Here is a 20,847-nt window from a genome sequence, read left to right as displayed (position 1 = left end):
CCTCCCCGCCTCCGATGGAGCTCGTCAGGCGATCTCCCGATCAGGCGGTGCCGGTCTTGGCGGCGACCCACTTGCCGGCCTCGACCTTGTACGCCGTCAGGGTGCGCGTCTTGGTGTCGCCGTACTCGTCGAACTCGACCTTGCCGGTCACGCCGTCGATCGCGACCTTGCCGACCGCGTCGGCCATCTTGGCGCGGGCGTCCTCGACCGACTTGGCGTCCTTGAGGGCCGTCTTGGCGCCCTCGATGATGGCGTTCGCCGCGTCGTAGGAGTACGCGCCGTAGGCCTCGGAGGGCTCCTTGTAGCCGGCCGTCCTGTAGTCCGCGAGGAAGGTCTTGCCCTTCTCGAGGGTGTCGGTCGGGGCGCCGACCGAGGTGGCGAGGTCACCCGTGGCCGAGGCGCCGGCCAGCTTGATGAAGTCGGCGGCGAAGATGCCGTCGCCACCCATCACCGGGACCGCGAGACCGGCCGACTTGGCCTGCTGCGACAGCGGGCCGGCCTGCGGGTACTCACCGCCGTAGTAGATGGCCTTGGGGGCCGACGGCTTGATCTTGGAGATGACCGGGCCGTAGTTGGAGTCGTCCGGGTTGATCGTCTCGGCGGCCACGACCGTGCCGCCGCCCTTCTTGAACTCCGCGGTGAAGGCCTCGACCAGGCCCTGGCCGTAGGTCTTCTTGTCGTGGATCGTCGCGACCTGCTTGATGCCCTGGTCGAGGAGGTACTTGGCCGCGAACGGGCCCTGGACCGAGTCGGTGGTGCAGGTGCGGAAGTACGAGGGGTACATCCGCTGCGGGGAGTCGGCGAACTTGGCTCCGCGGGTCAGCGAGGGGTTGGTGTTGGCGGGCGAGATCTGGACGATCTTGGCCGTCGAGAGCACCGGCTGGACGGACTGCGAGGTCGAGGAGTTGAGCGTCCCCACGACCCCCAGGACGTCCTTGTCGGCGGCGATCGCGGTCGCGGCGTTCTTGGCGACGTCGGGCTTGGCCTCGTCGTCCTTGGTCACGACCTCGAACTTCCAGCCGGGGACGGCGTTGCTGTCGTTGGCCTTCTTGGCCGCGAGCTCGACCGAGTGCTGGATGCCGAGGCCCAGCGCGGACAGGTCGCCCGAGACGGGGGCGATGACGCCGATCTTGGCGGTCTTGGTGGCGCCCGAGCCGGAGCCCGCGGAGCCAGTGTTGGTCGTGGATGCCTCGCGCGAGCCGCAGGCCGACAGTGCGAGGGACGCCGCCAGTGCTGTGGCACCGAGGGTCATCCAGGATCGCTGCTGCACGTTTCCTCCCAGAGGGTGTGGGGAGCCGCCGTCATCGTCGACGACCGCTTCAAGTGCGGCTGACAATAGGGCGGCTGGGCAGGTCCTACCAGGGTCCGGTCGAAGCCGCAGCGTGACTGTGACCTCCCCGTGACCAGTGACTTGGCGCGTCACCCCGTGCGTTTGGCTGTGTTTGCCTCCGTATGCCGCCCGGCTAGCGCCGGGTCATGGTCCCGGGTGACCGTTCGTCGCCGCAGAGCGACCGCTTGCGGCAAACCCGGGCGCAGCCGCAGGCCACTCGGGTCGTTTGGGCCGAACGGATGACGGGCGCGGGCGGCTGTCGTCGCCGGCAGTGTCGTGCAGGTCGTGGTGGAGTCGTCGTGGAGGGCCTGTCGGTGCTGCGACATAGGGTTGTCGGGTGGCTGATCCTTCCTCCTACCGACCCCGCCCGGGGGAGATCCCGGTGGACCCGGGCGTCTACCGCTTCCGTGACAAGGAGGGGCGGGTCATCTATGTCGGCAAGGCGAAGTCCCTGCGGTCGCGGCTGAGCTCCTACTTCCAGGACATCGGTGCGTTGCACCCGCGGACGCGATGCATGGTGACGACCGGGGCCTCGGTCGAGTGGACCGTCGTCAAGACCGAGGTCGAGGCGCTGCAGCTGGAGTACTCCTGGATCAAGGAGTTCGACCCTCGGTTCAACGTCAAGTACCGCGACGACAAGTCCTATCCCTACCTCGCGGTCACCATGGGCGAGGACTTCCCCCGGGCCCAGGTCATGCGCGGCGCCAAGCGCAAGGGCACGCGCTACTTCGGGCCCTACGGCCACGCCTGGGCGATCCGCGAGACCCTCGACCTGCTCCTCAAGGTGTTCCCCGTGCGGACGTGCAGCTCGGGGGTCTTCAAGCGGGCCGCGCAGGTCGGACGGCCCTGCCTGCTCGGCTACATCGACAAGTGCTCGGCGCCCTGCGTCGGCCGGGTCAGCCCGCAGGAGCACCGCGAGATCGCCGAGGAGTTCTGCGAGTTCATGGCCGGCAGCACGACCAGGTTCGTGCGCCGCGTCGAGCGGGAGATGCAGGCCGCGTCGTCCGCCCTGGAGTTCGAGCGCGCCGCCGTGCTGCGCGACAACCTCGGGGCGATGACCAAGGCCCTCGAGAAGTCAGCGGTGGTGCTGGGCGACGCGACCGACGCCGACGTCTTCGCGGTGTCCGACGACGAGCTCGAGGCCGCCGTCCAGGTCTTTCACGTCCGCGGAGGGCGCATCCGCGGCCAGCGCGGCTGGGTGGTGGAGCGCGAGTCCGAGGACGTCGCGTCCCTGCCGCTGCTCATGGAGCGGCTGCTGCAGCAGGTCTACGGCGGGGAGAGCAGCGAGGGCGTCCCGCGCGAGGTACTCGTCCCCGTGCTGCCCGAGGACGCCGAGGCCGTCGAGCAGTGGCTGACCGAGCTGCGGCAGGCCCGGGTCGAGGTCCGCGTGCCGCAGCGGGGCGACAAGCGTCAGCTCATGGAGACGGTGCGGCGCAACGCCGACCAGGCGCTCGCCCGCCACAAGGTCACGCGCGCCGGTGACCTCACGGCCCGCAGCCAGGCCCTGCAGGAGCTGCAGGACGCCCTCGAGCTCGACGAGGCCCCCCTGCGGATCGAGTGCTACGACGTCTCGCACGTGCAGGGCACCAACGTCGTGGCGTCGATGGTCGTGTTCGAGGACGGGCTCCCGCGCAAGGGGGAGTACCGCCGGTTCATCGTGCGGGGGGACGAGACGTCGGGCGCCACCGTCGACGACACGGCCGCCATGCGCGAGGTCCTCATGCGCCGCTTCCGCCGACACCTGGCGCAGGCGGAGGCGCAGGGCGAGACGCTCACCGAGGGGAGCACCACCGCAGAGGGTGAGGGGGAGGTCGCCGGGGAGGTCGCCGCAGGTGGCACCGCCGCGGGGTCGGCCGGGGACCCAGGAGCCGGGCTCCCCGACACGCCCGCGGGGATCGACCCCGAGACGGGCAAGCCCCGCCGCTTCGCCTACGCCCCGCAGCTCGTCGTGGTCGACGGTGGCCTGCCTCAGGTCAACGCGGCGCAGCGGGTCCTCGACGAGCTCGGCATCGACGACGTGGCCCTCGTGGGGCTGGCCAAGCGGCTCGAGGAGGTGTGGGTCCCGCACCAGGACTTCCCCGTGATCCTGCCGCGGTCGAGCGAGGGGCTCTACCTCCTGCAGCGGCTGCGCGACGAGGCCCACCGCTTCGCGATCACCTTCCACCGGCAGCGGCGGTCCAAGGCAATGACGACGAGCGCGCTGGACGGCATACCGGGGCTCGGCGAGGCCCGCAAGAAGGCCCTGCTGCGGAGCTTCGGCTCCGTCAAGCGGCTGCGCGGTGCCACCGCCGAGGAGCTGCAGGAGGTGCAGGGCATCGGCCCGGCGCTGGCGCAGGTGGTGCACGCCCGGCTGGCGGGGGAGCAGGCGGAGCCGGCGGTGAACCTCACGACCGGTGAGGTGCTGGAGTGACGACGACGGCGTGAGGACCCGAGCGAGGGACGAGCGAGGCCCGGAGCGCCGAGGAGTCGCTCCGAAGGGAATGGAGTGACGACGAGAGCGTGAGGACACGAGCGAGGGACGAGCGAGGCCCGGAGTGGCGACGAGAGCGTGAGGACACGAGCGAGGGACGAGCGAGGGACGAGCGAGGCCCCTCGCGCTGCGTCGCCGCGGCGTCTCCGCTGACTAGACTGACGCCGACCCGCCCACCCGACAAGGAGCCCACCTGTGGTCGAGCCGACCGAGCAGCGCGAGTCCGACGCCCGCCCGGGCGAACCCTCCCGGCGGTCCGGCGATCCTGACACCGCGGACATGCCGCTCGTGTCGCGGCGCCACGAGTTCGTCGTGGTGACGGGTCTGTCCGGCGCTGGACGGTCGACGGCCTCCAACGTGCTGCAGGACACGGGGTGGTACGTCACGGACAACCTGCCGCCGCAGATGCTGGCGCCGATGGCGACCTTGCTGCGGGACAAGCAGCCGGAGGTGCTGCGGGTCGCGGCCGTCGTCGACGTCCGGTCGAGGGACATGTTCGAGTCGCTGTCGGAGGCGCTGCAGGAGCTGCGCGACCTGGGCTGGCAGCCGCGGGTCGTCTTCCTGGACGCGACCGACGAGACGCTCGTGCGCCGCTTCGAGAGCGTGCGCCGTCCGCACCCGCTGCAGGGTGACGGGGGACTGCTGGAGGCGATCCAGGAGGAGCGGCGCCGGCTGGGCGACATCCGTTCGGTGTCCGACACGATCGTCGACACGAGCGGCTTCAACGTCCACCAGTTCTCGGCCAAGATGGCCCAGATCTTCGACTCCGAGCGAGGGCCGCGCCTGCGGGTGGCGGTCATGTCCTTCGGGTTCAAGTACGGCATACCCCTGGACGCCGACATCGTCCTCGACATGCGCTTCCTGCCCAACCCCTTCTGGGTGCCCGAGCTGCGCAGCAAGACCGGCCGTGACCCCGAGGTGGCCGGCTTCGTCTTCGACCAGCTGGGCGCCGACGAGTTCGTGGAGCGGGCCGTGGCGATGATGGACGCGATGATCAGCGGCTACGTCCGCGAGGGACGCCGTTATGTCACGCTGGCGGTGGGCTGCACGGGCGGCAAGCACCGTTCGGTGGCGGTCGCCGAGCGGTTGTCGCGCGAGCTGTCCGGCCCCGAGGTGGGCACCATCACCGTCCACCGAGACCTGGGGCGCGAGTGAGTCGCCCCCGGGTCGTGGCGCTGGGGGGAGGCCACGGCCTGGCGGCGACCCTGTCTGCCCTGCGCCTGGTCAGCGACCAGATCACTGCGGTCGTGACGGTCGCCGACGACGGCGGTTCCTCGGGCCGGTTGCGCGAGGAGTTCGACGTCCTTCCCCCCGGTGACCTCCGTATGGCGCTGGCGGCGCTCTGCAACGATGACGAGTGGGGCACCACGTGGGCGGCGGTGCTGCAGCACCGGTTCGCGGGGGAGGGGCCCCTCGGCGGTCACAGCCTCGGCAACCTGCTGATCCTGTCGCTGTGGGAGCACTACGGCGACACCGTGCGTGGTCTGGACATGGTCGGCCGGCTACTCAGCGCCCGCGGACGGGTGCTGCCGATGGCCGCCGTGCCACTCACCATCGAGGCGGTCGTCCGGGGGCTGGACCCGGCGGAGCCCGATGCGCTCAGCACGGTGCGGGGTCAGGCCTCGGTCGCCAAGACCCCGGGCCAGGTCGCGTCGATCGCGGTGGTCCCGCAGGACCCTCCCGCCAGTCCGGAGGCGGTGCAGGCCATCGACGACGCGGAGTGGGTGGTGCTGGGGCCCGGGTCGTGGTTCACCTCGGTCATCCCGCACCTGCTCGTGCCGGAGCTGCGCGAGGCCCTGGTCCGCACCCGGGCGCGACGGCTGCTTAACCTCAACCTCGAGCTGGACACCTCGGAGACGTCCGGCTTCACCGCCGAGCGGCACCTCGAGGTCCTCGCGGCGCACGCCCCGGGGATGCGGCTGGACGTCGTGCTGGCCGACCCCTCGGTCGTCGTCGACGAGCCGGCGCTGCGGCGCGCGGCCGCGACGCTCGGCGCGGAACTGGTCGTGGCCAAGGTGGCGACGGCGGGCAACCCCGGCCAGCACGACTCGCTCCGGCTCGCCGCCGCCTACCGTGACATCATGAGCTGACTACACTGCGCTGTCACCTTTGTACGAAACGTGCCGAATTCGCCCACTCAACGTGCGGCCTACTGTCAGGATGGAACTCATGTCGATGACGGCCATGGTCAAGGACGAGCTCAGTCGGCTCCAAATCACCAAGCCCTCGTGCCGCAAGGCGGAGGTCTCCGCCATCCTCCGGTTCAGCGGTGGTCTGCACATCGTCGGTGGACGCATCGTCGTGGAGGCCGAGCTCGACACCGGCTCCGTCGCGCGGCGCCTGGTCAAGGACATCGCCGACGTCTACGGCTACACCAGCGAGATCGGGGTGCTGTCCGCCGGCGGGCTGCGCAAGGGCAGCCGCTACCTCGTGCGTGTCGCCCAGGACGGCGAGGCGCTCGCTCGGCAGACCGGCCTGATCGACCCCCGCGGCCGTCCCGTCCGCGGCCTGCCGCCCAAGGTCGTCTCGGGCGCCACCGACGACGCGGTCGCCGCCTGGCGCGGCGCCTTCCTCGCCCACGGCTCGCTGACCGAGCCCGGCCGGTCCTCGGCGCTCGAGGTCACGTGCCCGGGCCCCGAGGCCGCGCTCGCCCTCGTGGGAGCGGCCCGGCGGTTCTCCATCGCGGCCAAGGCGCGCGAGGTGCGCGGCATCGACCGCGTGGTCATCCGCGACGGCGACGCGATCAGCCAGATCCTCACGCGCATGGGCGCGCACGACGCGGTGATGGCGTGGGAGGAGCGGCGGATGCGGCGCGAGGTGCGCGCCACCGCCAACCGCCTGGCCAACTTCGACGACGCCAACCTGCGTCGCTCGGCGCGCGCCGCCGTCGCTGCCGGCTCGCGGGTCGAGCGAGCCCTGGAGATCCTCGGCGAGGAGGTGCCCGACCACCTGCGCCAGGCGGGGACGCTGCGCCTCGAGCACAAGCAGGCCAGCCTCGAGGAGCTCGGGCAGCTCGCGCAGCCGCCGATGACCAAGGACGCCGTCGCGGGCCGGATCCGGCGCCTGCTGGCGATGGCGGACAAGCGGGCCCAGGATCTCGGCATACCGGGCACCGAGGCCAACCTGACCCCGGACATGCTCGACCTGTGAGCCGGTCGGCCCACATCTCGGACCGGTCACGGCCCGACCACGCGTCCGGCAGCACTTCCGACTAGGGTGGACAGCGCCAAGTTGAAGACCCTCTAGGAAGGCTCAAGACGTGACTGTTCGCGTTGGGATCAATGGCTTCGGCCGCATCGGCCGCAACTTCTTCCGCGCCGTGGTGGCTTCCGGTGCCGACATCGAGGTGGTCGCCGTCAACGACCTCACCGACAACAAGACGCTGGCCCACCTGCTCAAGTACGACTCGATCCTCGGCCGCTTCCCCGGCGAGGTCACCTACGACGACGAGTCGATCACGGTGGACGGCAAGAAGATCCTGGCCTTCGCCGAGAAGGACCCGTCCGCCCTGCCGTGGAAGGCCAACGAGGTCGACGTGGTCGTGGAGTCCACCGGCTTCTTCACCGACGCCACCAAGGCCAAGGCGCACATCGACGCCGGCGCCAAGAAGGTCATCATCTCCGCCCCGGCGAAGAACGAGGACATCACCATCGTCATGGGCGTCAACGACGACAAGTACGACGGCTCCCAGACGATCATCTCCAACGCCTCGTGCACCACGAACTGCCTGGCCCCCATGGCCAAGGCGCTCAACGACGGCCTGGGCATCGTCAAGGGTCTGATGACCACCATCCACGCCTACACCCAGGACCAGAACCTCCAGGACGGCCCGCACAAGGATCTGCGCCGCAGCCGCGCCGCCGCCCTCAACATGGTCCCGACCACCACGGGTGCCGCCAAGGCCGTCGCCCTCGTGCTCCCCGAGCTCAAGGGCAAGCTGGACGGCTACGCCATGCGCGTGCCGACCCCGACCGGTTCCGCCACCGACCTCACCTTCGAGGCCTCGCGCGAGACCACCGTCGAGGAGGTCAACGAGATCATCAAGAAGGCCGCCGAGGGCGCCATGAAGGGCAAGCTCGTCTACACCGAGGACCCGATCGTCTCCAAGGACATCGAGACCGACCCGGCCTCCTGCGTCTTCGACGCGGGCCTGACCAAGGTCATCGGCAACCAGGTCAAGGTCGTCGGCTGGTACGACAACGAGTGGGGCTACTCCAACCGCCTCGTCGACCTGACCGCCCTCGTCGGCTCCAAGCTCTGATCGGAGTCCCGAGATGAAGACCATTGCCGACCTGGGTGACCTGCGCGGCAAGCGAGTCCTCGTCCGCTCGGACCTCAACGTGCCGCTCGACGGTGACCGCATCACCGACGACGGCCGGGTCCGGGCCTCCGTGCCCACCATCACGGAGCTGACCGACCAGGGTGCCCGCGTCGTCGTGGTCGCCCACCTCGGTCGCCCCAAGGGTGCCCCGGAGGACAAGTACTCGCTCAAGCCCGTCGTCGCCCGCCTGGGTGAGCTGCTCGGCCAGGACGTCGCCTTCGCCACCGACACGGTGGGGGAGTCGGCCAAGGCCACGGTCGAGGGGCTGCAGGACGGCCAGGTGGCCCTCCTGGAGAACCTCCGGTTCAACCCGGGCGAGACCAGCAAGGACGAGTCCGAGCGCCAGGCCTTCGCCAAGGAGCTCGCGTCGCTCGCGGACGCCTACGTGTCCGACGGCTTCGGCGTCGTGCACCGCAAGCAGGCCTCCGTCTACGACGTCGCGCAGATCCTGCCGGCGGCCATGGGCGGCCTGGTCAAGACGGAGGTGGACGTCCTCAAGCGTCTGACCGAGGACCCCGAGCGGCCGTATGCCGTGGTCCTCGGCGGGGCCAAGGTCGCCGACAAGCTCGCCGTCATCGACAACCTCCTCGGCAAGGCCGACCGCCTCCTCATCGGCGGCGGCATGGCCTTCACCTTCCTCAAGGCCCAGGGCCACGAGGTGGGCAAGAGCCTGCTCGACGAGGACAACGTCGAGACCTGCAAGGGCTACCTCGAGCGGGCCGAGGCGTCCGGCGTCGAGATCGTCCTGCCGGTCGACGTCGTCTGCAACGCCGAGTTCAGCGCCGAGGGCGAGGTCACGACGGTCGACGCCGACAAGATCCCGGCCGACCAGATGGGCCTGGACATCGGCCCGAGGTCCGCGGAGCTCTACGCCTTCAAGGTCGCCGACGCGAAGACGGTGTTCTGGAACGGCCCGATGGGTGCGTTCGAGATGGCGCCCTTCGCGGACGGCACCAAGGCGGTGGCCCAGGCCCTGGTCGAGGCGACCGCCAAGGGCGCGCTGACCGTCGTCGGCGGTGGCGACTCCGCTGCCGCCGTGCGGCAGCTGGGCTTCTCCGACGACCAGTTCGGCCACATCTCCACCGGTGGCGGCGCGAGCCTGGAGTACCTCGAGGGCAAGGACCTCCCGGGCATCTCCATCCTCGGCTGACGCCGGCTGCACGACACGAGGCGGCCCCGTGACCCCGACCCGGGTGGCGGGGCCGCCTTCTCGTCATACGACCCAACACTGTTGACTCCCAAGGAGACCCACATGGCATCCCGCACGCCGCTCATGGCCGGCAACTGGAAGATGAACCAGGACCACCTGCAGGCCACCCACCTCGTGCAGAAGCTCGACTGGACCCTGCGCGACGCCAAGCACGACCACGCCGCCGTCGAGGTCGCGGTGCTCGCGCCGTTCACCGACCTGCGCTCGGTGCAGACCCTGGTCGAGGGCGACAAGCTGGACCTGCGCTACGGCGCCCAGGACCTGTCGCAGCACGACTCCGGCGCCTACACCGGCGACATCTCCGGCGCGTTCCTGGCCAAGCTCGGCTGCACCTATGTCGCGGTGGGCCACAGCGAGCGCCGCGAGGGCCACGGCGAGACCGACGAGCTGCTCAACGCCAAGGTCAAGGCGGCCTACAAGCACGGCCTGACCCCGATCCTGTGCTGCGGCGAGGCCCTCGACGTCCGCAAGGAGGGCCGTCAGGTCGAGCACGTGCTCGCCCAGATCGAGGCCGACCTCGCGGGTCTGCCCGAGGAGCAGGCCAAGAGCATCGTCATCGCCTACGAGCCCATCTGGGCCATCGGCACGGGCGAGGTCGCGACCCCCGAGGACGCGCAGGAGGTCTGCGGCGCGATCCGCGGCAAGCTCGCCGAGCTCTACTCCGCCGAGCTCGCGGACGGCGTCCGCATCCTCTACGGCGGCTCGGTCAAGTCCGGCAACGTCGCGCAGATCATGGCCAAGGAGGACGTCGACGGCGCCCTCGTCGGCGGCGCGTCCCTCGACCCCGAGGAGTTCGCCAAGATCGCTCGCTACCAGGCCCACAACGCCTGACCCGACGTATGCCGAAGCCCCGGGACCGGTCGCCTGACGGTGACCGGCCCCGGGGCTCGTCGTGCTGGGGGCGCTCAGCCGCGTCGGCGGGCCCTGCGCCGGTGCCACCACAGGACCAGGGGCACGACCACCACGGCGAGCGGCAGGACCAGCGGGAGGCTGAAGCCCAGCAGCGCTGCGAGGGCGGTGAGCAGGCCGAGGACGGCGCGCCACCCCGCGTGCCAGCCGGCCTGGAACCCCGTCCGGTCCTCGGCGGCGCGGGCCTCGGCAGCGGGCTGGGTCAGCGAGAGGGTGATCGTCGACATGGCGGCCTGCGACCGCAGCGTCGCGAGCTGCGCCTGCAGCCCCTCCAGGTCGGCCTCGCGACGCGTGAGCTCCGACTCGAGCCGGGTGATGTCCTCGATCGACGCCGCGCGGGCCATCAGGGCCCGGGTGCGGTCGAGGCTGGCCTGCATCGTCTTGACGCGCCCGGCCGTGTCGGCGACCTGGCCCGTGACGTCCTCGGCCCGGACGGTCCGCGCCGTGACGGTGCCGACCTTGGCGAGGTCCTCGACCGCCGCGTCGAACCTCGCCTCGGGCACCCGCAGGGTGAACGTGTCGGTGGAGGAGGAGCCGGGGCCGGTGGAGCGGCGTAGCTCCTCGTTGGCGACGACCCCGTCGTAGGACGCCACCAGCGTCCGCACCCGCGCAGCGGCCGCGCCGAGATCGGTGACGGTGGCCTCAAGGGTGCCGGTGCGGACGACGTCGCGCTTCTGGACGGCCCGCGCTCCGGACGACGCCCCGGGTGCCGTGGCCGCGACGGAGCCGGTGGGGGTGGCCCCGGGCGTGGCCGCCGAGGAGGCGAGCTGTTCCCGGCCGGGGTCGCCCGGTGCGGCTCCGGAGGTGGACGACCCGGACCCGCTGGTGCAGGCGGTCATCGCGATCAGTGCGGCGACCCCGAGAGCGAGGGGTGCGGCATACGGCCTGGGAGCTGCGTTGCGCCTCATGCCAGGTGAGACCGGACGGCCGGGCGAGAGCGTTCCGACCTGCGCGGTCACGGTCGGGTGACGATCCCGGTGCCGGGCTGTCAGTCCCGGATGGGATGATGCGGGCATGAGTCTGAAGCCCCAGCAGCACCGCCGTCCGTCCCCCGCCGAGGTCCGCGCGATCAACGACTCGATCCGCTACACCATGTGGTCCGTCTTCCAGGTCACCGACTCCGTGGGTGACGAGGCGGAGCGTGAGGCGCTGCTGGCCGAGGCGCAGCAGTTCTTCGCCGGGCTGGCCGAGGCCGGTCAGGTGACGGTGCGCGGGATCTACGACGTGGCGGGGCTGCGGGCGGACGCCGACTTCATGGTCTGGTGGCACGGCGAGTCGGTCGAGGCCGTGCAGCGCGCCTACCACGCGTTCCGCCGGACCGGGCTGGGCCGCGCGTGCGACCCGGTCTGGTCCAACGTCGCGATCCACCGCCCGGCCGAGTTCAACAAGAGCCACATCCCGGCGTTCATGGCCGACGAGACCCCGCGCGCCTACGTCTGCGTCTACCCCTTCGTGCGGTCCTACGAGTGGTACCTCCTGGCCGACGAGGAGCGTCGCGACCTGCTCGTCGAGCACGGCAAGATGGCCCGCGACTACCCGGACGTGCGCGCCAACACCGTCGCCAGCTTCGCCCTCGGCGACTACGAGTGGCTGCTGGCCTTCGAGGCCGACGACCTGCACCGGATCGTCGACCTCATGCGTCACCTGCGCGGGGCTGCCGCCCGTCGGCACACGCGCGAGGAGGTGCCGTTCTTCACCGGCCCGCGCGTGGAGCTCGAGCAGCTCGTCGCCGACCTGCCCTGAGCCGCCCCCGGCGGTTACATCGACCGGCCTTCGTCCCCCAGGCTGATGGGACGAAGGCCGATCGATCTGGCGTGGCCAGACCACTCTGTGCACGTTTCCGGGCCCGGTGGTGCGACCGTGCCGGCTGCATGGCAAGGTAAGCAATCCAGCGCGACGATGCCTCGGACGTCTCTCTACAACGCCACCGGTGTCGCCATCCCAGTCAACCGTTCCAGGAGCCGTCCATGTCATATCGTCGAGCGTCCACCGTCATCCTCATCGCGCTGGCCATGGGTGCTGCCATGCCGGCCGCACAGGCCGAGACCAGCAGCAATGGATGCGTGGTCACAGGGCCCAACCAGCTCAACGTGTACCAGCAAGCCATGAACTTCTCCGTGAACGTCGACCCCACACCCGTCGCGGGCCACGGGGGCTTCGAGGTGGTCAACCTGGTCAGCCCGTCGGCTGGCCTGGTCAACTCCGTGTTCATGGATCTGGACACCTCCAAGAAGTCCATGTTCATGTTCTCTACCGCGCACGGCGCGCACTACGGACTCACCTACGGAACCATCCATGAGGTGATGGATGGAACCGGCGGCTGCGGCGCCCTCTCTCGCCCCATCACGGTGAAGGCGGCCACGAGGCCATACGTCAGCTCCGCCCGCAGCGGCCGCTATGTCAAGGTGAACGGCACCGTGGAGTTCTACAACAAGGACGCGACGACTAACTACTACAACTACGGGCGCTGGGACCGGATCAACCGAACCTACCTGGACTTCCAGCGGCTGGAGGGCGGGCGCTGGGTGACGAAGAAGTCCGTCCTGACCGACGCGCGGGGCAACGCCAACACCGGCTGGATGAACTATCCCTCCGCCAGCACCTGGCGAGTTCAGTACCGCGGCGGCTGGTGGCTCCAGGCCACGAGCACCGGTTCGTCCGTCCGCTGAGGCAGGTCATCCCGCAGGGGGAGGTTTGGCGGGGCGAGCCATCCTCACGGGGGATGCCCCACGCCGCCGGCCCGCCTAGCGTCGTGGGTATGACGACGAACCAGCCCACCACGACCACCTCACTGTTCCTGCTGGTCCTCAAGGACAACGGCAAGCCCGAGTCGATGGGGCAGCAGACGGGCTACGGCCTCGCCGGGGCACTGCTCTCCGACCTCGTCGCGGCCGGACGGCTCGGCGTGAGCGACGACGGCAAGAAGCTGCGGGTCCTCGACGCCGGACCGACCGGGGACGACCTGCTCGACGAGGGTCTGCGCAGGTTCGGTGACAAGGACGGCAAGCGTCTCTCCTCGGTGATCCCCGGCGCCGCCCGCAAGCTCGAGCGTGAGGTCGGCGACTACCTCGCGCGACGTGGGGTCGTGCGCGTCGAGGAGGCAGGCATGCTGGGCCTCAAGCCGCAGCGCTACCCGATCGTCGACACGAGCCGCGAGGCCGAGCTGCGCCGCGGGCTGGGCGAGGTGCTGCGCGGAGCCTCGCCGACGGTCGAGCAGCACGCGCTGATCGGGCTGGTCCACGGCCTGGAGCTGGGCACCAAGGTCTTCGACCCCGACGAGGTCGGCCTGGACAAGGGCGACCTCAAGCGACGGATCAAGGCCGTCGCGGAGTCCGCGGGGCCCGGCGCGGACGGCGTCGCCCGTGCGGTGCAGTCCGCCAACACCGCGATGATCACGGCGATCACGGTGGCGACCGTCTCCTCCACGAGCGGCTCCAGCTGATCTCGGAGGCGCGACGGGCCTGGCGGGCGATCGCTAGGCTCGCCGCATGATCACCGCCGTGCACACCCTCATCTACTCCGACGACCCCGACGCGACCAGGGCGTTCCTGCGCGACGTGCTGCAGCTGCCCAGCGTCGGCGGCGACGAGTGGCCGATCTATCGCACCGGTCCCTCCGAGCTGGGCGTCCACCCGACGGTGTCGGAGCAGGACGGTCAGGCCTGGACCACCGGCACCCACCACGAGATCGCGCTGATGTGCGACGACGTCGCCGCCACGCGCGCCGAGCTGGAGGCGCGCGGAGCGACCTTCACGGGCGATACCCAGGACATGGGGTGGGGGATCGGCGCGACGGTCGAGGTCCCCGGCGCGGACGGGATCCTGATCTACCAGCCGCGCCACGCGATCGCCCACTCCTGACGGAGCAGACGCCCGGCCCGTGTCGGGGAGCGGGCGCGGGACGGCATACGGTCGGAACGCCGAGTAGTTCAGTTTCGGTTCAGGCCGAATAGCTGGGTCAGCATCGCTTGCTTGTAGTGACTCTCCGCCCGGGCGACCTCCTGCGGGGTGGCAGCTGGACTGAAAACGCGCAGGATGGAGAAGACGAAATGTCGGGGATGGGCTGGGTCCCCTTGGATCAGCCGCTTCAGCTCGACATTGCCCCCATGACCGGTCTGGGCATAGGCCGTCCAGCGCTGGAGCAGTGTGTCAGTCCCATCAGCCCGTCCGACGTAGAGCCTGCCCGAACTTGCGTCGGAGATCAGGTAGACCCCCTTGACCGATCGCAGGGCCACCCGCCAGTCCCTGTAGCGGCCCTCCTGCTCGTTCACCACTGACTTGAGCAGGTCATGCCCGATGAGCAAGTTGTCGAACCCGGGGAACGGCACCTTGTCGCGGTCGGCGATCTCGAGGACTGGGAGCTTTGCTGCGGAAGCCCCCTGCTTGGCCCAGTTGACGGGGTCCTTGGACCACTCGATGACCAGTCGTTTCTGCATGGACGCCAAGGTGGTGCTGGGGCGCAGATCAAAGAAGCGGTGGGTGTCCGTGCGCTCGGCGTCCATCTCTCCATGGTTCTCGTAGGAGGCATGGAACCGCGAGCGGCGGGCACCGTCAGCCACGAAGACGAGCCAGATGCGCGGCGGACGTGAGCCCACCTTGTTGCCATGCGACTGTGCCCGGGTGTAGTCGAGCACTTCCTCGTCAGAAGCGGCATCAATCTCCAGCACCGCGTTCTTGAAGGTGTGCCTCAAGACCAGAACGTCAGAAGCGTCGAGACCCGACAGGCTCAACAGGTGGCCCAAAGTCAGGGGGATGTCATGGTCGAGGCTCATGGGGTTCACTGTGTCGGTGTTAGAGCCTGAGCGACCCGGATCACCTGCAAAGTCCCACGACTGGAGCATCGTTCGTCTTGTCCGCGGGCGGGGACGGCATACGGGCACGACCACGAGATCCGCCGGCCCTCGGATCATCAGCCTGGGGAACGAAGGCCGGTCGATGCCTCGGCCCCCGGCGGGTCAGCGGGGGGCGAGGCGCATCGAGACGGAGTTGATGCAGTAGCGCTGGTCCGTCGGGGTGGGGTAGCCCTCGCCCTCGAAGACGTGGCCCAGGTGCGAGCCGCACTGCGCGCACAGCACCTCGGTGCGGGTCATCCCGAGCGAGCGGTCCTCGTGCAGCTCGACGTTGTCCGCGTCGGAGGGGGCGTAGAACGACGGCCACCCGCAGTGCGAGGGGAACTTCTCGGTGTGGGTGAACAGCTCGGCGCCGCACGCGCGACAGCTGTAGACGCCCTCGGTGGTCGTGTCGGTGTACTCGCCGACGAAGGGCCGCTCGGTGCCGGCCTGGCGCAGGACGGCGTACTCGCTCGGGCTCAGCTCGGCCCGCCACTGCTCGTCGGACTTGGTCACGGGGTACTCGCGCTGGGTCATACTGGGTCCAACCGCGCGGGGTCGCCGCAGATTCCGCTCAACCGGGCCGACAGGAGCACGTCGTGGCGAGCAAGGCCATCTCGATCGAGGTCCCGGGGCCGGACGGCGAGACGCGGCAGGTGCGGGTCTCGAGCCCGGACCGGGTGATGTGGCCGGACGACGGCATCACCAAGGAGGACCTGGCCCGCTACGTCGTGGCCGTGGGGGACCGGCTGGTGGCCAGGCTGGCGGACCGTCCGGTGACGCTGCAGCGCTTCCCCGAGGGCGTCACCGGCGAGGAGTTCTACTCCAAGAACCCTCCCCGCGGCGTCCCCGACTTCGCCCGCACCGTCGTGTGCACCTATCCCTCCGGCCGCCAGCACCCGCAGCTCGTCGTCGACGAGGTCGCGACCGCCGTGTGGGCCGTGCAGATGAACACCGTGACCTTCCACCCCTGGCCCGTGACCACGGCGGACACCGACGACCCGGACGAGCTGCGCATCGACCTCGACCCGCAGCCCGGCACCGGCTTCGCGCAGGCCGTGGAGGCGGCGACCGTGCTCCGCGAGGTGATGGTCGAGGCGGGCCTCACTCCCTTCGTCAAGACGAGCGGCAACCGCGGGCTGCACGTGTTCGCACCGATCGAGCCGACGCACGAGTTCCTCGAGGTGCGGCACGCGGTCATCGCGATCGCCCGCGAGCTCGAGCGGCGGGTCCCCGACCTGGTCACCACGGCCTGGTGGAAGGAGCTGCGGGGCGAGCGGATCTTCGCCGACTTCAACCAGGCCTGTCGCGACCGCACCCTGGCCGGCGCCTACAGCCCGCGCCCCCTGGCGGGTGCGCCCGTCAGTATGCCGATCGCCTGGGACATCCTCGGCGAGATCGCCCCCGGCGACTACACCGTGCGGACGACGCCCGAGATCGTGGCCTCCGAGGATGACGCCTGGGCGGGCTTCGACGACGCCCGGGCACGCGTGGACACCGCCCTGCAGTGGTGGCAGCGCGACGTCGAGGAGCACGGGCTGGGGGAGCTCAACTTCCCGCCCGACTACCCCAAGATGCCGGGCGAGCCACCCCGCGTGCAGCCGTCGCGGGCCCGCAAGGTCGACGACGCCTGAGCAGCGGCTGGGGTCAGCAGGCGAGGTCGTTGTCGGCCTGCATCGCGAGCATCGCGGCGCCGATGGCGGTGACGTGGCCGATGCGGGTCCGCTGACCGTCGAGGACCTCCACCCGGACGGCCCGCAGGCTCTGGAGCGCCTCGAGCGCGGCGAGCACCTCGTCGCCACGCAGACCCGTGCGAGCCACGACCGCGGAGATCTCGTGGGTGGGGCCGCCGAGCAGGTCCAGCTGCTCCACGGCGCGGAGCACCGGGAGGTCACGGCTGTCCCAGGTGGCGGCAGGCGAGGTCATGACTTCACTGTCACACGGCATATCCGCAGGTCGGGGCCACTATCGGGGAACGCGGACGGGGTTCACCTAGATGCAGAGTGACCCGGTGACGTTCGGTCGCGAGAACTTGACTGGCTGTCGTGCGTCACTCGACCAGGACGCGCCCCAGGTCATAGCTCGGCGCCCGGCTGACCTGCGCCAACGTGCACGACATCGGCTCGCGGTCGGGGCGCCAGCGCAGGAAGGTCACGGCGTGCCGGAAGCGCGACTTCTCGAGCTGGTCGAAGGCCACCTCCACGACGCGCTCCGGTCGCAGCGGAACGTAGGACACGTCCTTGGACGAGCTGAACCGCGACCGGTCCGTCTCGGCGGCGACCACGGAGCCGTCCTCCTCGCGCAGGACGTACGGCTCGAGCTCGTCGACCAGCTCGAGGCGCCGCGCGGCCGTGAACGCCGCGATGCCACCGACGTTGACGATGCGGCCGCCCTCGTCCACGAGCCCGAGCAGCAGGGACCCGACGCCCTGACCGCTCTTGTGCACCCGGTAGCCCACGACGACCGCCTCGGCCGTCCGCTTGTGCTTGATCTTGAGCATGGTGCGCTTCCCCTGCTCGTAGGTCCCCTCCAGCGGCTTGGCGACCACCCCGTCCAGCCCCGCCCCCTCGAAGTCCTCGAACCACGTCCGCGCCAGCTCGGGGTCGTCCGTGACCCGGGTCAGGTGGATGCCGGACGCGGGTGAGACGTCCTCCAGCAGCGACTCCAGGGCCGCGCGGCGCTCGCGGAAGGGCCGCCCCATGAGGTCCTCGTCGTCGGCGGCCAGCAGGTCGAAGCAGATCAGCTCGGCGGGCGTCTCCTGCGACAGCTTGGTGACGCGGGAGACGGCCGGGTGGATCCGCTGCGAGAGCAGGTCCCAGTCGAGGTGCTCGGCGCCGGCCTCGCCCGCGCGCACCACGATCTCGGCGTCGACCACGCAGCGCGCCGGCAGGTGCTCGCGCACGCGCTCGACGACCTCGGGGAAGTACCGCGTCAGCGGCTTGGACCCCCGGCTCGCCAGCTCGATCTCGTCGCCGTCGCGGATCACGATGCAGCGGAAGCCGTCCCACTTGGGCTCGTAGGACAGCCCGCCCGGGACGGAGTCCGCGGCCGGGACCGTGGGGACGGCCTTGGCCAGCATGGGGGAGACCGGGGTGGCGATCGGCAGCGTCATACGGCCCATTGTGTCCCTCGCCCGAGGGCCGTATGCCGCGCCACGCTCGCGCCACCTGCCCCACCCGCACGCCCGCGGATGTCACGATGGACGGGTGAGCACGCGCGACAGGGCCGGGGGGCCCGCCGGGGTGCTGCGCGCGCACCCTCGGGCGGTCGCGGCAGCCGTGGCGGGCGGCGTCGTGGCGGCCGGAGCCGCGACGGGGTGGCTGAGCGCCGCGGTCTACCTCGCCAAGAAGGTCGTGACGCCGGAGCGCCGACGGCCCGACGACACCGAGGTGGTGGCCTTCGACGACCGCAGCGTCACGCTGAGCCGCACGGCCGAGACGGTGATGCCCGGCAAGTACGGCCTGTTCCTCGACGGCGGGCAGTCGCACGTGAGGTTCGGCCGGATCCTCGCCGACCACCCCGGGCAGGGCACGATCACCCGGCGGCTGCACGGCGTCGACCTCGGGCGCCTGCGCACCGGACCGGCCCGGTTCCACTCCTACTACTACGCGCTCGGGCCGGAGCAGGCGCTCGGTCTGCCGACCCTCGACGTGGACGTCCCCAGCGAGATCGGTCCGCTGCCGTCCTGGTTGGTGCCCCCGCCCGACGGCCCCGTCGACGGCACCCGGTGGGCCGTCCTGGTGCACGGCCGTGGCGCGGGACGCGAGGAGACCGTGCGCGGGGTCGCCGCGCTGCACCGCGCCGGTCTGACCTGCCTGACCCCGTCCTACCGCAACGACCAGGTGGCGCCCGCGAGTAACGACGGGCTCTACGGCCTCGGGCTGTCCGAGTGGCGCGACGTGGACGCCGCCGTCGCCTACGCCCTGGAGCACGGCGCCCGCGACGTCGTGCTCGTGGGGTGGTCGATGGGCGGGGCGATCGTGCTGCAGACCCTCATCAACTCCACCCACGGGGACCGCATCTCGCAGGTCGTCCTGGACGGGCCCGTGGTCGACTGGCCGGACGTCCTGCACCACCACGCGCGCGCGATGCGGGTCCCCGGCCAGCTCACCACGCTCAGCATGCGGCTGCTCGGCGTGCCGCCCGGCCGCCATCTCGTGGGGATCGAGTCGGTGATCGACCTGGCGGCGACCGACTTCGTGCGGCGGGCCGACGAGCTGCGGCACCCGATCCTGCTCATCCACTCGCTCGACGACGAGTTCGTGCCCGCCCAGCGCTCGATCGACCTCGCGGCGGCGCGGCCCGACCTCGTCCAGCTCGAGACCTGGCAGGTCGCCCGGCACTGCAAGGAGTGGAACGTGGACCAGCAGCGGTGGGAGCGACTCGTCGAGGCCTTCGTGGCCCAGGATGCCGCCCCACCTGCGCAAAGGGTGCAACCATAGGCCGCATGGCAAAGACCTCCAAGAGCAAGAAGGCCGCCGATCGGGCCGACGAGGCCGTCGAGACCCTCGTCCGGGGCGCCGGCACCGCCGCCGCCACCTCGGACGCGGGGGACGCAGCGTCGGACGACGCCAAGCCCGGCACGGCGTCCAAGGGCACGGGCAAGGACAAGGACCAGGGCACGGCCGAGCAGGAGATCGCCAGGGACACGGCGAAGAAGTCCAAGAACGACAAGGGCAAGAAGGCCAAGGACGGCAAGGCCAAGGACGACAAGGCCAAGGACGACAAGGCGTCGAAGAAGTCCAAGGACGACGACAAGGGCAAGAAGGCCAAGGGTACGAGGGACAAGAAGGACAAGGGCGCGAAGCGCGACGCCGCGCTGGACGGTGCCTCCTCGGCGGCGACCACCGGGTCGCTCGCCTTCGGTGACCCTGACTTCACCTTCAGCGAGACCCTGCGCGCCGAGCGGGGACTCGTGCTGGCCGACGTCGACACCCGGGCGACCCCGGGCTACGAGGGCGACAAGAAGTCGGCTGCGATGGACCTCGTCGAGGGTCAGACCGAGCTGTCCGACCTGCAGGAGCGCCTCTGGGCCAACGGCAAGGACGGCGACGGGCCGTCGGTCCTGCTGCTCGTGCAGGGCATGGACACCTCCGGCAAGGGCGGCATCATGCGCCACGTGGTGGGCGCCACCGACCCAGGCGGCGTCAAGTACACCGCGTTCAAGGCGCCCACGCCCGAGGAGCGCGCCCACGACTTCCTGTGGCGCATCGACCGGGCCCTGCCCGACCCGGGTCAGCTCGGGGTGTTCGACCGCTCGCAGTACGAGGACGTGCTGGTCGTGCGGGTCAACGAGCTCATTCCGCGCTCGGAGTGGATGCGGCGCTATGCCCAGATCAACGCGTTCGAGCGGGCCGCCCTGGCGCGCGGCATCACCGTCGTCAAGGTGATGCTGCACATCTCCTCCGACGAGCAGAAGGCGCGGCTGGGGGAGCGGCTCGACCGGCCGGACAAGTACTACAAGTACAACCCCGGCGACATCGCCGAGCGCGCGCGCTGGGACGACTACATGGAGGCCTACCAGGCGGTGCTGGCCAAGACGAGCACCAAGGGCGCTCCCTGGCACGTGGTGCCGGCGGACCGCAAGTGGTACGCCCGCCTCGCGGTCCAGCAGATCCTGCTCGAGCACCTGCGGGGTCTCGACCTCGAGTGGCCGGCGGCGACCTTCGACGTCGCGACCGAGCAGGAGCGCCTCGCCCAGACCTGATGCGCGCCGCGCCCGGCGCCCACGCCAGGTGCCGGGCGCTTCGGCATACGAAGGAGCCCGCCTCGTCCAGGA

20 protein-coding genes are annotated in these 20,847 nt (G+C 70.7%); 14 read left to right on the top strand and 6 right to left on the bottom strand.

Features of this window, described 5'->3' with window-relative positions; all coding sequences use genetic code 11:
* Positions 1-40: 40 nt before the first annotated feature.
* A complete protein-coding gene (locus B2P18_RS10740) occupies positions 41-1,270 on the bottom strand; it encodes a branched-chain amino acid ABC transporter substrate-binding protein (protein WP_286958971.1) in 1,230 nt (409 codons plus the stop codon).
* Positions 1,271-1,667: 397 nt separating this feature from the next.
* Here B2P18_RS10740 and uvrC point away from each other — a divergent pair, with 397 nt between their 5' ends.
* The 7 genes from uvrC (at position 1,668) to tpiA (ending at position 10,162) form a co-directional block, all read left to right on the top strand.
* Positions 1,668-3,740, top strand: coding sequence for an excinuclease ABC subunit UvrC (uvrC, locus tag B2P18_RS10735; RefSeq protein ID WP_286958969.1), 2,073 nt, complete (start codon positions 1,668-1,670; stop codon positions 3,738-3,740).
* 339 nt (positions 3,741-4,079) lie between these two features.
* Positions 4,080-4,955 (top strand): RNase adapter RapZ, encoded by an 876-nt coding sequence (gene rapZ, locus B2P18_RS10730; protein ID WP_034251598.1) that lies wholly within the window; start codon positions 4,080-4,082, stop codon positions 4,953-4,955.
* Positions 4,952-5,890 carry a gluconeogenesis factor YvcK family protein gene (locus tag B2P18_RS10725; protein ID WP_029210504.1) on the top strand — a complete coding sequence of 313 codons (939 nt, stop codon included), beginning with the start codon at positions 4,952-4,954 and terminating at the stop codon, positions 5,888-5,890. Before rapZ ends, B2P18_RS10725 begins: the two co-directional genes overlap by 4 nt.
* Before the next feature lie 79 nt (positions 5,891-5,969).
* Positions 5,970-6,950, top strand: a complete 981-nt coding sequence (gene whiA / locus B2P18_RS10720) for a DNA-binding protein WhiA (protein ID WP_286958333.1) — start codon at positions 5,970-5,972, stop codon at positions 6,948-6,950.
* 109 nt (positions 6,951-7,059) lie between these two features.
* Positions 7,060-8,061 (top strand): type I glyceraldehyde-3-phosphate dehydrogenase, encoded by a 1,002-nt coding sequence (gene gap / locus B2P18_RS10715; protein WP_286958334.1) that lies wholly within the window; start codon positions 7,060-7,062, stop codon positions 8,059-8,061.
* Positions 8,062-8,074: 13 nt separating this feature from the next.
* Positions 8,075-9,271, top strand: a complete 1,197-nt coding sequence (locus B2P18_RS10710) for a phosphoglycerate kinase (RefSeq protein WP_286958953.1) — start codon at positions 8,075-8,077, stop codon at positions 9,269-9,271.
* 102 nt (positions 9,272-9,373) lie between these two features.
* A complete protein-coding gene (tpiA, locus tag B2P18_RS10705; protein WP_019286028.1) occupies positions 9,374-10,162 on the top strand; it encodes a triose-phosphate isomerase in 789 nt (262 codons plus the stop codon).
* A 74-nt stretch (positions 10,163-10,236) separates the two neighbouring features.
* Here the strand turns inward: tpiA and B2P18_RS10700 are convergent, their stop codons facing one another.
* Entirely contained in the window at positions 10,237-11,148 is a 912-nt protein-coding gene (locus tag B2P18_RS10700; RefSeq protein WP_286958951.1) for a DUF4349 domain-containing protein, read from the bottom strand.
* A 106-nt stretch (positions 11,149-11,254) separates the two neighbouring features.
* On the opposite strand from B2P18_RS10700, the gene hemQ reads away from it, so the two are divergent.
* The 4 genes from hemQ to B2P18_RS10680 all read left to right on the top strand — a co-directional run bounded on the left by hemQ (position 11,255) and on the right by B2P18_RS10680 (position 14,100).
* Positions 11,255-11,983, top strand: coding sequence for a hydrogen peroxide-dependent heme synthase (hemQ, locus tag B2P18_RS10695; protein ID WP_029210517.1), 729 nt, complete (start codon positions 11,255-11,257; stop codon positions 11,981-11,983).
* A 224-nt stretch (positions 11,984-12,207) separates the two neighbouring features.
* The gene (locus B2P18_RS10690) at positions 12,208-12,909 is read left to right on the top strand and encodes a hypothetical protein (RefSeq protein ID WP_019286025.1); all 702 of its coding nucleotides are present in this window, start codon (positions 12,208-12,210) and stop codon (positions 12,907-12,909) included.
* 89 nt (positions 12,910-12,998) lie between these two features.
* Positions 12,999-13,682: a GOLPH3/VPS74 family protein gene (locus B2P18_RS10685; RefSeq protein ID WP_286958943.1), complete on the top strand. Its 684-nt coding sequence runs from the start codon at positions 12,999-13,001 to the stop codon at positions 13,680-13,682.
* Between the two features lie 46 nt (positions 13,683-13,728).
* Positions 13,729-14,100: a VOC family protein gene (locus tag B2P18_RS10680; RefSeq protein ID WP_286958939.1), complete on the top strand. Its 372-nt coding sequence runs from the start codon at positions 13,729-13,731 to the stop codon at positions 14,098-14,100.
* Positions 14,101-14,168: 68 nt separating this feature from the next.
* Here the strand turns inward: B2P18_RS10680 and B2P18_RS10675 are convergent, their stop codons facing one another.
* Positions 14,169-15,011: a GIY-YIG nuclease family protein gene (locus B2P18_RS10675; RefSeq protein WP_019286023.1), complete on the bottom strand. Its 843-nt coding sequence runs from the start codon at positions 15,009-15,011 to the stop codon at positions 14,169-14,171.
* 183 nt (positions 15,012-15,194) lie between these two features.
* Complete coding sequence (msrB, locus tag B2P18_RS10670) at positions 15,195-15,605, bottom strand: peptide-methionine (R)-S-oxide reductase MsrB (protein WP_286958341.1); 411 nt, start codon at positions 15,603-15,605, stop codon at positions 15,195-15,197.
* A 62-nt stretch (positions 15,606-15,667) separates the two neighbouring features.
* On the opposite strand from msrB, the gene ligD reads away from it, so the two are divergent.
* Positions 15,668-16,702, top strand: a complete 1,035-nt coding sequence (gene ligD, locus B2P18_RS10665; protein ID WP_286958342.1) for a non-homologous end-joining DNA ligase — start codon at positions 15,668-15,670, stop codon at positions 16,700-16,702.
* A 13-nt stretch (positions 16,703-16,715) separates the two neighbouring features.
* Here ligD and B2P18_RS10660 read toward each other — a convergent pair whose 3' ends face one another.
* Both B2P18_RS10660 and B2P18_RS10655 read right to left on the bottom strand, forming a co-directional pair.
* Entirely contained in the window at positions 16,716-16,994 is a 279-nt protein-coding gene (locus B2P18_RS10660; RefSeq protein ID WP_286958343.1) for a hypothetical protein, read from the bottom strand.
* Positions 16,995-17,118: 124 nt separating this feature from the next.
* A complete protein-coding gene (locus tag B2P18_RS10655) occupies positions 17,119-18,180 on the bottom strand; it encodes an ATP-dependent DNA ligase (protein WP_286958344.1) in 1,062 nt (353 codons plus the stop codon).
* Positions 18,181-18,274: 94 nt separating this feature from the next.
* Between B2P18_RS10655 and B2P18_RS10650 the strand changes: the two genes are divergently transcribed.
* The gene (locus tag B2P18_RS10650) at positions 18,275-19,510 is read left to right on the top strand and encodes an alpha/beta hydrolase family protein (protein WP_286958345.1); all 1,236 of its coding nucleotides are present in this window, start codon (positions 18,275-18,277) and stop codon (positions 19,508-19,510) included.
* A gap of 5 nt (positions 19,511-19,515) precedes the next feature.
* Positions 19,516-20,775: a PPK2 family polyphosphate kinase gene (locus tag B2P18_RS10645; RefSeq protein WP_313534548.1), complete on the top strand. Its 1,260-nt coding sequence runs from the start codon at positions 19,516-19,518 to the stop codon at positions 20,773-20,775.
* Positions 20,776-20,847: the final 72 nt, after the last annotated feature.

This window comes from Arsenicicoccus sp. UBA2120, assembly GCF_002330965.1.
Lineage (GTDB): Bacteria > Actinomycetota > Actinomycetes > Actinomycetales > Dermatophilaceae > Arsenicicoccus > Arsenicicoccus bolidensis.
The sequence above is the reverse complement of the archived record's forward strand: the minus strand, read 5'-3'. Positions and strand labels throughout refer to the sequence as shown.

What these genes read in the sequence shown, in the direction of transcription:
- rapZ (WP_034251598.1), top strand. Translation starts at nt 4,080, where the DNA reads ATGCCGCTCGTGTCGCGGCGCCACGAGTTCGTCGTGGTGACGGGTCTG.
- whiA (WP_286958333.1), top strand. Translation starts at nt 5,970, where the DNA reads ATGTCGATGACGGCCATGGTCAAGGACGAGCTCAGTCGGCTCCAAATC.
- B2P18_RS10710 (WP_286958953.1), top strand. Translation starts at nt 8,075, where the DNA reads ATGAAGACCATTGCCGACCTGGGTGACCTGCGCGGCAAGCGAGTCCTC.
- tpiA (WP_019286028.1), top strand. Translation starts at nt 9,374, where the DNA reads ATGGCATCCCGCACGCCGCTCATGGCCGGCAACTGGAAGATGAACCAG.
- B2P18_RS10700 (WP_286958951.1), bottom strand. Translation starts at nt 11,148, where the DNA reads ATGAGGCGCAACGCAGCTCCCAGGCCGTATGCCGCACCCCTCGCTCTC.
- hemQ (WP_029210517.1), top strand. Translation starts at nt 11,255, where the DNA reads ATGAGTCTGAAGCCCCAGCAGCACCGCCGTCCGTCCCCCGCCGAGGTC.
- B2P18_RS10690 (WP_019286025.1), top strand. Translation starts at nt 12,208, where the DNA reads ATGTCATATCGTCGAGCGTCCACCGTCATCCTCATCGCGCTGGCCATG.
- B2P18_RS10685 (WP_286958943.1), top strand. Translation starts at nt 12,999, where the DNA reads ATGACGACGAACCAGCCCACCACGACCACCTCACTGTTCCTGCTGGTC.
- B2P18_RS10680 (WP_286958939.1), top strand. Translation starts at nt 13,729, where the DNA reads ATGATCACCGCCGTGCACACCCTCATCTACTCCGACGACCCCGACGCG.
- B2P18_RS10675 (WP_019286023.1), bottom strand. Translation starts at nt 15,011, where the DNA reads ATGAGCCTCGACCATGACATCCCCCTGACTTTGGGCCACCTGTTGAGC.
- msrB (WP_286958341.1), bottom strand. Translation starts at nt 15,605, where the DNA reads ATGACCCAGCGCGAGTACCCCGTGACCAAGTCCGACGAGCAGTGGCGG.
- B2P18_RS10660 (WP_286958343.1), bottom strand. Translation starts at nt 16,994, where the DNA reads ATGACCTCGCCTGCCGCCACCTGGGACAGCCGTGACCTCCCGGTGCTC.
- B2P18_RS10655 (WP_286958344.1), bottom strand. Translation starts at nt 18,180, where the DNA reads ATGACGCTGCCGATCGCCACCCCGGTCTCCCCCATGCTGGCCAAGGCC.
- B2P18_RS10645 (WP_313534548.1), top strand. Translation starts at nt 19,516, where the DNA reads ATGGCAAAGACCTCCAAGAGCAAGAAGGCCGCCGATCGGGCCGACGAG.